We start from the raw sequence: 13,017 nt of genomic DNA, 5'->3' as shown, positions 1-13,017 counted from the left end.
CTCAGGCCTCGAGCCCAGGGCTGCGGCTCTGGGGACGGGCTGGCGGTATCGGTCGATGCCTGGGTTGTGATCCGTAGCGGTCGATCGCATCGACTGCCTGCTTGCGCGCATGGGCGGGTCCGAGGTCCGCGCGGTCGCGGCTGAACACGTCGATCCACTGCAGGCGGGCGTCGTCCACCGAGTGGGCGACCAAGTGGGCCAGGTCCGATTCGCGACCCCGGGTCATGGCGACGTAGGCCGCTGCGGCTCCGGTGCTCTCGCCGATGGCGACGTGTGCGACGTCGACGGTTTCTCCTTGGGTACCGTGGACGGTGCGGGCGTAGGCGAGTTCCACGAACCGTGCCGCGTAGTCAGCCGGGATCTCGCGATTCCGTCCGTGGCCACGCAGGAGCAGTCTGCCGTCGTCCTCGATCTTGGCCACGGTCCATGTCTGACGGTTCGCAACCTGGAGACTCGGCTCGTTGCGGCGGGTGGCGACTCGGTCGCCGAGCCCGATCTGCTCGCCGTGTGTGGTCGTGATGCACAGCGCAGGTGGGGCAACGTTCCTGCGGTCTCGAATGGCGGCGTTCAGTTCCGCGACTTGCTCACGCGTGTCTGCGACGATTAGGTGGCCGGACATCCCGGCTGCAGCAAGGGCGGCGGTACGTTCAGGTTCGGATGCGTGGACCACGATCTGCCCTCGTCGGCGGAGCGCATCGAAGACGGCGCCGGGGTCCTCACCAGTACGCATCCGCAGGCTCAACGCAGCGTATTCGGGATCGTTGAACCGGTGGACCTTGTCGAGTCTCGTCACCGTGGTCGGGTGTGCCCAAGCGATGGCATGGTCGAGAACACCGCCGCGACCTACGGCTGGCAGTTGATGGCGGTCACCGACGAAGGCCACACGTGCCCCCGTCTCGTCGGCGAGGGTGAGGAGTGCTCGCGCGGTGTCTTGGTCGAGCATCCCTGCTTCGTCGATGAGTAGGAGGTCGCCGGCACAGAGCCGAGCCGCGCTACACGGAGCCCGGGTCGATTGGCGGGTCCAGACGCCGTCGGCAGACCACCGCCACCCGTGTTGGTGGATCAGCCAAGCGGCGGAATGGCCCTCGGCTCTGATCTCGGCGGCGGCGACCGCGGCCGCTTTCAACGTCGGTGTCACCACCATCAGTCGGTGGCCTCGCTGCGTCAGCGCGTCCCTGACTGAGCGCAGGGCGGTCGTCTTTCCGGCGCCGGCTGCACCCTCGACCACGACCAACGGTCCGTCGCCGGCCAGGGCACTAACCACGGCGGCCTGAATCGGGTCGATCCGCACCAGGCCGCGCCCGGTGATGCGAGCCATGCGGGCTGGCAGAGTCCCACGCCGCGCGATCCGGTCGACGATGTCGTCCTCGACGTCGAGCACCGCCCGTGAGCACAGCGATCGGACGTGCTCGGGAACCTCCGCCCCGCTGAGCAGCTCGACGCACCGGTCGACGGCGCGAGCGGTGATGTCCTCGGCGAGTTCGGTCCTCGCGGCCGGATCGGCGATGAGTCCGGACTGTGCGAGCAGGACCTCGGTCTTCCCACGGATGTCAGCGCAGTTCCACGCCGATCGTTTGGCACCGAGCATCGCGATCACGAGCTCGGCGGCGGCAGCGCGGTCGATCGATCCCGCGTGGGTCCCGGCTAGCGGGACAGGGCCGGTCGGGTCGTCGTAACCGAGCTCGCGCAGCTCGGCGTTCCACCGCGCCACGAGTTCTCTGCCATCCTTCGGCACGACCTTGTCGGGGCGCGCTGTTGCCCACGCACGCCTGTCCCAAGCCTCGCGCAGCCGCGGACCGGGTTCCTCGCCGTGGTGATCGCTGCGCCAGGCCGCTTCGTACCGCTCGACGTTGCGGTGGATCTGCGCGGTCCGCGCGCTGAACGCACCGACGTAGGGGAGGAGCTCGCGAATTTCGCTCGTCTCGGTATCGAGCGCGAACCCGTGCGCTGCGAGGACCGATCGGAAGAGGGGATCGGTGGCGACCACGGCGTGGCCTATCCCGTTGATGGCTTCGATGCTGTCCCGGATCCCGACCGAGTGAATGCCGCGCCATGCCCCCGCTGCCCAGACTCGGGCGTTGATCTGAAGGTGAAGGTGTCGGTGCGGATCACCAGCGCGCGACGTGTAGTGCCGGATGACGGCGGCCTCAATCGACTCGAGTGGTACCTGCACCTGCCGTCCGCGCGGACCCACGCGGGTGGTCGCGTGTTCGGCGATCCAGCCGACGATCTGGTTCGCTGCCCGATCCTGTGCCGCGTCCAGCGCGGCCGAGATCTCCGGATGAAGAGCAGCGGCCAGCGACCAGGTCTTCGGCCCGTTGACCGTGATCTCGACGAACCGAAGAGCATTCGCGTCGTCACGGAGCCGCCCCTTCCTGGTGCCCGAGTCGACGTCGATGCCAGCGACCCACTTCTCGTAAGTCGCGCCATCCATCGAACCGGCCCGGTAGATGCCATCTCGGGTGGTGCTGAGCCGTTCAGCGACCCCGGTGCCCTCGCCGAGGTAGTAGTCGTCGGCGCGGGAGCGATCGCGTTCCACGTAGGCACGTGCGGCCTTCGCTTCGCCGCGGTAGAACTTCACACCGCCGTGCACTGGAATCACCGCCCCGACGGGGGCCGTCGACAACCAACGGACCCCTAGAAATGACTCAAGGGCCGCCCGTTTCCGGACAACCCCATCTACGTCCTTCGTAGCATGCGTGCCGCACGAAAGGAACTGTTGCTGGCGACCATTCATGACTGGAAAAAGAGAGAGAATGAAAGGCCTCGCACGGCCAGCGACGGTCGGCGAAGTTCAGTCAGTCGACGTCGCCACCCGTGAGTTGGTCAGCGGGTCCTTCTCGGCTTACGTCGGCTCGGTCCTCGTGCGAGTCGGGCGACAATGCAGACTGCCAACACGATATTCGCCAGCCCGAGGAAGTTGGGGGAGTACTCCGCCATGTGGCCAACGACGTAGTAGAGGGCGAGACAGCCGAATCACCACACGAAGACTCCCGCAGCGATACGACGAAGGGTCCCACCTCTGCGCTGTGGTCCTGGCGTTTCCCGATCAGCGGGCTGCGTGTTCGCAGGCGTGGGTCGAGGCGGGAGCGGCGGCTCAGGCGCGTGCGAAACGTGACGGTTGCTCGCTGTGGCTTGCCAGGTCGACGTGTCGAGTTCGAAGTGCAGGAACGCGAGCCACGCGGGACTGAGTACCCGGGGACGAGAGGTCAACAGGTTGACGAGGTTGTCGATGCGGCATACGTGTAGGCCATCTGCCATGCCTAAGGCCGTGCTGTCGCCCGCGAAGCGGATGACTGGCGCGAACATGCGGTCGTCGAGGGTGGGGACCAACGAACTGATGGCCGCGGCGGCCTCGATGGCGCCCGCGATCGCCTTCGAGCGGTTGTAGCCGTCTGGCGAAGCATGCCCTTGTGCAGGGTGATCCCGGCCGGACCAGTTCTTGGAGTCGATGACGTAGACACCCGTCGGGCCGATCAGGACGTGATCGACGCTTGCGCGCTCGCGGCCGGGCCAGCGGACGTCGCGCAGGACTGTCCACTCGGGAGGCAGGCTGTCGAGCAGCGCGCCCACGGCGCGTTCGCCAGCGGCCCCCCCGAAGAGTTCTGCGTGTCGCAGGAGTCGCTCGGCCTTCGCCCGCGCACGGTGGGCCACCTCGTCCGCAGATTCACTAGCCACGACGCGATCCCTCAAGTTCCTGAGAACCGATGTGACGATGAAGCTGAACTCGTCGCCACGGTCCGCCCATCTTGGCAGCCTCTGTGAGGAGCCACTGGGGGTTTCGAGATGTCGTCGGATCGGGGCCGGGATAGATCGACTGTTGATGTAACGGAGGGCAACCTGAGCTATATGAGAATTGAAGCGCCACTCCTCATCTCGGTCTTTCGCTCGGACGGACAGGCGCGCCTACTCGCGGTGCCGCTGTCGTATGATCTGGATATGAGCCCGACCGACGGGTAAGGCGTGCAAAAGGACTTCTACCGGCAGGAAGTGGGCGTAGCCTCCGTGCATGGCCCACTTCAATCTGGTTGACCTCGATTCTGCGACACGCCACGTGATGTTGGAGGAACTTGAGTCTGACGTGTCGGCTGCCCGCGTGTACACGAGCCGGCGCGCACTCGCCGGTACTGACGACATCTACTTCGACGCCCAGCGCGCGGCGTTCGATAGCGGCGACACCGAGTCCTTGACTCATGAACTCGCGACCTCGGGGCTCTTTGCTGCTCAGCAGAGCGACGGAAAGATCGTGAACGTCGTCGCTGCGGCAGAGGCGCTCGCCGATGGGCAGTTCGTGGCCTACTACACAAGAGCCGTGTGTCGCAGAGCGATCGACGAGGGGCGGGCCATCGAGGTATACCGAGGGCAGGAGACCGCCGAGCATCGAGCTGCGTCGGATGCGCTCATCGGCACACGACCGGACCCCGCGATGCTCCTGCGCGAATTGCGTGACTTCTCGCTCGAACCGTGGAAGTTCTCGGGGGTGGGCAAGGTGAACAGCGGTCTAGCTGTCCAATTCATCTGACCGCGCCTCGCGCGCTGTTCGGCTCGGTGAGATGTTCAAGCCGCGGTGCGCCTCTGGTGCGGTTGAGCAGAAGGCTCCCTAAGTACATCAGCGGAGCACCGCAGGCCGGCCCTTTGGACAGCGGTCGAGACGCTCGACACCTTCCGAGTCCTGCTGGTCAAGCAGGGAAGGGCTTGCGCGGTCGTGTCGTGTCGCCGTAACGGTACCGGCATGTCGCGCCGACGACGACCACTCTGGCTCCCACTCCGTACACGGCGTCCCCGTGACAAGGTGTTGTTCGCGTGGCGGCGGGATTCCGGCGTGACGACGAGCATATCGAATGACGAGTCCGGGCTTCCGCTCAGAGCGGAATGGGCTCAACGGCCGTCTTCGAGCCGGGCAGTGCCGTGTCGAGGTGGATCTACCTGCGGTCTTTGGCGACCGGCGAACTGACCTTCGTACGCGACGCGTCAGCCCGGTGAACTCCGCCGACGGCCGCCACGCCGTTTGTCTTGCGTCCGGAGGTTGGGGTCGCGTGGCCGAGATGGGATGCGGAGACCGACACGTCGATCCGGGTGTCCCGACGTCTCGCCGGCGGAGAACCCCAGAGGATGTTCCTGCGACTTCCGTCTCGGTCGACGGCCGATGGATCACGTTCGAGATTGCAGACGCCCCCGGCAGTCTGGAGGTCCACCACCCAGTACCCGGGCGGTCCGCGTACTCTGCGCGCCGTCGAGGATTTCCGCAAGGTCAACGCCGAGCTCCTTACCCACAGGGCCGACCTCACCGCAATGGGGGCCATTGATGGCACGACGAGACTACGGCTCGATGCTCGGCAAACGTCGAGGCCTAGGCGGCCGAGTCGCCGCCCTCCCAGGCGCCAGAGTCCGCGCCCACAGCGCAGGAGAAGGCCCCAGCGAGCAAGCCCAAGAAGAAGAGTCGGTGACGAAGCCAGAACAGGCAGCGCCGAAGGGCGCCGCCGGAGATCGTGGCGGGAGTGACCTACGACAAGCTCGAGGATGAGCGGCTGGTCGACCGGCTTACGACGAGACCCGAGCGATGGCGAGAGGTTCCTGCAGGTCAGGAGATCAATAGTCGATGAACCGGGCACATCCGCTCTTGGGTGCCCGTGGTCGCCCTCGATCGTTACGCCAACGTCGATCGAAGGGCCGACTAAATCCACGAGTGGATCCGCATCTACGCCGCGGCCGAACCGGACGCGCCGACGAACCGGCGCAATCACGGCCACGGTATTCGTCTGTCGCGATTTCAGGAACTCCACTCGTTCCCCTGTGCGTACGCAGCCCAGTAGACGAATCGATCAGCACGGATGCCGACCGACGAAGGCGCTGAACGAGGTGATTACCCGAATGCGTAAAGGCAACCTGCATGAGGCGACACTGCGCGAGTCTTGACTGAGCTCGCATCCAACTGACGGCGAGAATCTGCGACGCGACGGCCTCGACCGTGATCGTGGGCGACGCGTGACGGCCTGCGAATCGCGATCGTGCCTGGGATCGAATGAACTTACCACCGACGTCGAAGACTCGACGGCCACGGCCGATTGAACCCATCGAGTCGAGACCATCGTGAGCAGAGCCATTCAAGCTCCGTAACCGAGACGTCCGCCGAGATATTGCAGCACCCCGTGTCAGCTGATGCTCATGTGGTCACTGACTCTCCAAGTGGCGATAGCCCGAATTCTAAGCATCTTTCCTTTCGATCTGGCACACTGCCGAATGCAACGTGAGGTTTCGCTCACGTTCTTTCGACGGATTGCGGAGCTATTCAGTGCGGATGCATCTCACTTGGTCTGGTCTGTTGTTTCCTCGGCGCTGGTGGGCGTTGGTGGCGGCCTTGGCGGTTTCGGCGCTGATCGTAACGGCGATCCCGGGGCCTGTATCGGCCGAAGAGAAGCCGACGGCTGAAACTGAGCAAGATGATGTCGCGCCGAAGGCTGTGGATTCTGATGGCGATGGTGTGCCGGATCGTCCGGACGCGGTGTCGGCGGGTGCGACGGCGCGAGTGATCGATGAGTCGGTAGAGGACCTGTCGCAAAGGACGGAGACGTCCAAGACCTTCGTGAACCCCGATGGCACTTCGACGTTGGAGACCTCAGCGGGCATCCAACGGCTCCAAGGTAAAGACGGCGATTGGCAGGACGTTGATCTTGACCTAGTCGAGGGGGCGGATGGTTCGTACGCGCCGAAGGTCGCCCCGTCGGATGTGACGATCGGCGGCGGAGGATCGAAGCTTGCTGCGACGGTGAATCTGGATGAGGATCAGGCATTGTCGGTGACTTGGCCTGAGAGGCTGCCGGAGCCGGACATCGACGGCGGCGTGGCGACATACAAGTTGAGCGAGACGACCGATCTTCTGGTGATCGCGACGAAGACGGGCGTAGCGGCCCACATTCGGCTCAATGAGCCCCCGGCCGAGGACGACCCTGCGCTCACGATGGGACTGAAGACCGAGAATCTGTCGTTGGATACGACCGCCAAGGGCGAGTTGGAAGTGACCGACAGTAACGACAAGAAGGTCGCCACCACCGCACCGATGAAGGCGTGGGACGCCCAGGTCGACGCAGGAGGCGACCCGATCAACGTTGTGGCGGTCACGCCAACCTTGGACGAGGTTTCAAGCAGCGGGGACGTGGCCCGATCGGAGTTGACGCTCGAACCGGAAGCCGGGTTCTTGCAGGATCCCGAGACGGTCTACCCAGTGATCGTGGACCCGGACATCTCCCGAGTGACGCTCACCAGCGACACGATGGTGCGAAACGGTATTACGGACCCCAAGGGCACGGACGCGCGGCTGTGGGTTGGGCGCCTACAGGAAGCGACGTCCACTGATCAGTGGCTTACCTACGTGAAGTGGAACAATTCGCAGCTAGCGGGCAAGACCATCTTGTCCGCCTCGGCGAAGCTCTGGCAGTACATGTCAACCGCCTGTGGTCGGCAGATGAACGCGCGGGCCTTGTCAGCAGACTTGGTGGCCGGGACGGTCTTCTCCAACCGGCCGGGCGTGATCTCGACATACGGCTCGAGCACGACTGACGGGCCGTGTCTGAGCACAGGGGGCTGGGTCACGACCAATTTGAAGAACATGGCCCAAGCGTGGGCGAGTGGCAGCACGCCCAATTACGGCGTGCAGTTCTCAGTCCCGTCGGAGTATGCGTCGAACTACAACTTCTCGCGCCGTTTCTGCTCTGCCAACGAAAGCGCCGCCGTCTCCTACTGCAACACCGCGGCAAAAAACCCCGTCCTGTCGGTCACCTACAACTCTCCGCCTACCAGCGTGACCGTGCCGACACCGGGGGCATACCGGACGGTTGGGTCGACCATGTACGTGCCTACGTCGACCCCGACATTCAGCGCGACGGGCAACGACCAGAACTCGAATGTGACGTTGACGTTTCAAACGCACACGTCGACCGCCGGCACGAATAACACGTTGGTGGGCTCGTGCGCTGTATCGGTCGCCTCAGGTGCCAGCGGTTCATGTCAGCCGGACGGCACGCTCACGAGCGGCGGAACCTACTACGCGCGAGTTCAGGCCAAGGATGCGCAGGGTTTGACGTTGTGGTCCGGTTGGCGGAGCTTCGTAGTTGATACGGCGAAGCCAACGATCACGGCGATCTCCTGCAGTAACGGGTACGCAATGGACGAGTGGTACGAAACCCCACCGGCGGGGGCCACGAACTGCACCTATACGACAACCGGCGCCTATGACGTGGCATTCAAGATCACGACCTCAACGTCGAGCACCGCGACGCAGAAGACTGTGCTGGTGACTGGGGGTGACGCCGCGACCGGGAGCATCAGTGTTCCTACGGTGGGGACGGTGTCGGTTCGAGCGATCGCATACTCTCGGGCCGGGACAACCAGCAACGAGTCGTTAGCGGGATTCGGCGTCGGGTCGGGAGCGATCATCTTGCCCTCAGACGGCGACCGGTCGACGTCGTGGTTCCCCATCTCCGCAACTGGACCCACGCACGCGACCTCGGCCAAGGTTCAATGGCGCCGGGCGCCCGCCACGGCTAACCCGCTTGCTGAGTGGGCCAACGCTACCGAGGTGAAGACGGCGACGGGAGGATCCTGGGACGGAAACTTGTCCAGTACCGGATCGGCCGGCATGTCTACACCGGAGGGGCTGGTGTGGGATGCGTCTACTGAGTTGAACCAAACGGATGGTGCGCTGATCGAGATCCGGGTGGTCTTTGAGGGTCCTGCGACGACCGATGTGTCAGAACTACGACGAGCCACCGTCGTGCCTCACGCATTCGGCGGCACGTTCCCCACCGCAGACCTTGGTCCCGGCCAGGTGAGCCTATTTACCGGCGAGCTACAGCACTCTGCTTCCGATGTTGATGTCGCGGGGATGTCGCTGGGCCGGTCTCATCTGTCGATGGCTGGCACCTATTCCGGCGGGCCTACCGGTGTGTTTGGCCCGGGCTGGACATCCGACATCGGTGGTGGCGAGGCAGGGCAAGCTGGGTTCACTGTGACCGACAGGACCGGAGTGGACGGGTCGATCACGCTAGTCGATTCCCAAGGTGCTTCCTACGTTTACCGGCACGACTCCGGGACTCGAGGCTCCTTGGCGACCGGCTCCTACGTTCCAGTGGGTGAGAATGCCACCGACAACGACCGACTCACCCTCACGCCGGCCTCCGGTGCCGCAACCTTCAGGCTTACGTTGACTCAGGAGGACGGGACGATCACTCGATGGGCGACCTCCAAGACTGTCGGGTCGTGGACTGAAGCAGCGCCGGCGGTGTTCTGGGTTGAGCAGGTCGAGGGACCAGAGGACAACTCGACTACTACCTATGCCTCAGACGCCGACGGCCGAACGACGTGGATCTTTAGCCCGACACCAGCTGGCGTAACTTGCAACGCGACCACTCGCGAAGCGGGCTGTCGAGCCTTGGAATTGGAGTACACGGGCGCCGGTACCGGTACTCGTCTGGCCAAGGTGTGGGCGCATCTTTGGAATCCGGACAAGACTGGTGGCGCCGACATGGACAGGGTCGCCGTTGCCGAATACGCCTATGACGCCGGCAAACTCGTCGAAGCTTGGGACCCACGGATCAGTCCCGCGCTGAAGACCACCTACACCTATAGTGGGCCAGCGAATCGGCCCCAGCTCGCCACAATCACCGAATCCGGTCTGAAGCCGTGGGAAATCACCTACGACGCCGACGGCAAGGTCGAGGAAGTAACCCGCGAACGACCTTCAGGTTCGTATGCGGCGTGGACGATTGACTATTCGATTGGCTTGAACCAGGCCAACGACGGGTTCCCAGATTTGTCGCCGCCAGCTACCAGTGGCTGGGGTCAAAGCGACCCGGCAGGACAGCCTGCCGACGGGGCAGCTGTTTACTCACCCGGTATTCCGTCGGGTCTGAACACGGCAGAACGCAACGAGTATGCTGATCTCTCGTACTTCACCACTAATGGTCGGGTTACCAACACCGCCGAGTACGGTGCCGGGCGATGGCAGATCACCACGACCGGTTACGACGAACTCGGCAACATCACCTCCGAACTATCGCCGGCGGCCCGGCTGAAGGTACTGGACCAAGGTCCTGAAACGGCGTCAATGTACTCGACTCTGATGGTGTACAACACCGCCAAAGAGGCTGCCAATGGTGAGGCGGCAATCGCGGCCGGAGTGCGCCTTGAGCAGATCTATGGGCCGATGCACGAGGTCATGACCGACAGCGGTGATGTCATGATCGGGCGTGCTTTGGCCGAAACTGACTACGACGATGAAGTCCCCGCCGCCCTGCGGCCAGGCCGACCGGCCGAGATTAACGAGGGTGGATTTAACCTCGCAGTACGAAAAAGGATCTCGACCACCACCGATCCGGCGCCGAGCGCGTCGCCCACAACTATTGACACTAGAACCACGCGCTATGAGTACGCGCCAGTAGTTGACGGCGACGGTAGTGGGTGGGAACTGTTCACTCCCACTAAGACGATCACCGGAGTTGGCACTTCCGCTCAGTCGACCACGGTCACTCGCCTCGACAGCCAAGGAGCCGTGTTCCAGACCCGGACCCCTCAAGGCGTCGCTGACAACGACCAGGCGCGATGGACCAACACCGTTCTCTACACTGCCGACAACAGCGCAACGAGAGCCGAGTGCCGGCACAAGCCCGCCTGGATCGATCTGGTCTGCTGGACCGGACCAGCCATGCAACCGACAGGCGGAGACATTCCCGAAACCGTCATAACCAAGTACGACCTGTGGCTCTCCCCGGTGCGAATTGCTGAAGTGGTGGGCGGCGCCGAACGCCGTGTAACGACCGAAGAATTCGACTCGGCGGGACGTTCGGTGCAAACATCAGTGTCGACGCCGGGTGTTGCCGATACCGACGTGCCGAATACGTCCTTCGAGTACGACGATGTGACTGGTCTCCTGGTATCTATCAGCAATGGCACCCATGACGGGGTCTCCAACTATGACAGCTGGGCCCGGGTCACCACTCAGTCCGATGGATACGGCAACATCGCTGCCACCACATACGACAGCGCAGGACGAGTATCGACATTCAACGACGGCAAGGGCACGTACACGTACCACTACGACGGAACCGACGCTCAGGCGGCGAAGGAACGCCGGGGTCTCGTGACACGTCTTGAAACGGGGGTAACTGGGGTCGAGCAGACCGGCGCCTACGATTCGGAGGGGAACCTGACTCTCCAAGTCACCGATAGTGTGACCAGCGAATGGACGTATGACCTCAACGGCGCTGCACGGAACCTGGTTCATGACCTCGGCGACGGCGGGCAACTGGGATTCTCACAGATCACCAACACCACGGGGCAGATCCGTCAAGATAAGCAGATCTTGTCGACCAAGACCTATTCTTACGACGGCCGCAACCGACTCACCAAGGTCGAGGACGTGGTTACCGCCGATGTAGGTGGCACCCCGACCCATCAGTGCAACACCCGAACCTACGGATTCAGCGTCGAATCGAACCGGACCAGCCTGACCTCCTACGACCCAGGAACCGGCGGCAGTTGTCAAGACGCGACCGCCGCAAGCTTGACGAACCGCTCCTACGATTCGGCCGACCGTTCCACTCTCAGCGGTTACACATACGACCAACTGGGAAGGTCACTGACTGTCCCCGGCGCCGACTTGTCAACCGGGGTCGATCTGACTGTTGGCTATCACGCGAACGATATGGTCCGGTCGATCTCCACGACCGGTGAAACGCAGACCTATGATCTCGACCCTGCAGGCCGAGTCCGACAGATCACGACGGCAGTCGCGGCCCTGGACATCGCACAAATCAGCAACCATTACGCGGATAAGAGCGACTCGCCCGCCTGGAGCACCTTTAAGACCCGCGAGGACGGATCAACGTCGTGGGAAGAGTCGTGGACCAGATACGTTGCAGGGCTCGGTTCCGGCCTCCATCTGACAACGAACGACGCCGGGGTCACTCAAGCTCAGCTAGGCAATCTTGACGGAGACGTCGTCGGCGGATGGGACCTCACCGGAGGCAACGCCGGCACCCTCATGAGCTACGGAGAAACCACCGAGTACGGCCTCCCGCAAACTGTTAAGGCATCTGGCAGGTACGGTTGGCTCGGGAAAAGCCAACGCGACACTACCATCGCTCTTGGCGATCTCACCCTGATGGGCGCCCGCCTCTACAACCCGTTCACCGGCAGGTTCCTCACCCGGGACCCCATCGCCGGCGGAAACGACAACGCCTATATCTATCCAGCGGATCCTATCAACTGGTTTGATCTAACCGGTATGTATAAGACCTCATTCAAGTGGTATACGTACTCGAAATGCAAGTACTCCCGGAACGGAAATCGATGGTGCATGACTGTTCCGATTGGATTCTATTATTCGATCAAATGGAATAAGAGCGAAACAAAGAAGGCGCGCAATGTCGGCACTGCGATGGGGATGTACAATTCGGCTCTCGATTACATCATTAAGCGGATTACGAGAAACGACCCGATCCTGAAAAATGCTTCAAGTAGTCTAAAAAAGACATTGTTCCGTAGTTTGGGCTTTGGGGTTGCCGCGATGATCTCCCTTGCTGCGAATATCGCGCACTACCGGAAGCGGTGCGTCATGCTTGAGGTTCACACCGGGTTTCCCTCGGTCCGGCAGGTCAAGTGCTGAGTGAGGTGTGACTGAGCGTGGTTCGACGAGAAGACAAAGACGAGCCTTGGCGCGAATCGTTCGATGGTGGCGCTGTATGGATTCCGCGGCGGTGGCCGTCAGCGCTGGCATATCTGCCCGTTGTCGTAGCGGTGGCCCTCTTCTATCTGATGATCGTCCTTGTGGTGTTCAGGGTCGAGGGTCGACTGGCGTTGGCTGCCGTCGTGCTGGGGCTAACGGCCGTCGCCGTGGCGTTGGCTTGGCTGGCCGAGGTCATTGGCCGCCGGTGCGTGGTCATTACCGCGGAAGCCGTATCAGTGCGAGTGCGTCACGCTGTTCTATTCAAGACCGCGTGGGAGGACGTTCAGCGAGTCGAA

General features: G+C 63.1%; 4 protein-coding genes. 2 read left to right on the top strand and 2 right to left on the bottom strand.

What is annotated here, in order from left to right; translation table 11 throughout:
* Position 1 precedes the first annotated feature (1 nt).
* A complete protein-coding gene (gene mobF, locus O3S82_RS12730) occupies positions 2-2,581 on the bottom strand; it encodes a MobF family relaxase (RefSeq protein WP_269303269.1) in 2,580 nt (859 codons plus the stop codon).
* Positions 2,582-2,976: 395 nt separating this feature from the next.
* On the bottom strand, positions 2,977-3,654 hold the full coding sequence (locus O3S82_RS12725) for a nuclease-related domain-containing protein (RefSeq protein ID WP_269307062.1): 678 nt from the start codon (positions 3,652-3,654) through the stop codon (positions 2,977-2,979).
* A gap of 355 nt (positions 3,655-4,009) precedes the next feature.
* Between O3S82_RS12725 and O3S82_RS12720 the strand changes: the two genes are divergently transcribed.
* Positions 4,010-4,522 carry a hypothetical protein gene (locus O3S82_RS12720; protein ID WP_269303268.1) on the top strand — a complete coding sequence of 171 codons (513 nt, stop codon included), beginning with the start codon at positions 4,010-4,012 and terminating at the stop codon, positions 4,520-4,522.
* A gap of 1,776 nt (positions 4,523-6,298) precedes the next feature.
* The gene (locus tag O3S82_RS12715; protein WP_269303266.1) at positions 6,299-12,661 is read left to right on the top strand and encodes an RHS repeat-associated core domain-containing protein; all 6,363 of its coding nucleotides are present in this window, start codon (positions 6,299-6,301) and stop codon (positions 12,659-12,661) included.
* The last annotated feature ends 356 nt before the right edge of the window (positions 12,662-13,017 follow it).

Source organism: Aeromicrobium sp. HA, assembly GCF_027171405.1.
GTDB classification, from domain to species: Bacteria; Actinomycetota; Actinomycetes; order Propionibacteriales; family Nocardioidaceae; genus Aeromicrobium; species Aeromicrobium tamlense.
The sequence above is the reverse complement of the archived record's forward strand: the minus strand, read 5'-3'. Positions and strand labels throughout refer to the sequence as shown.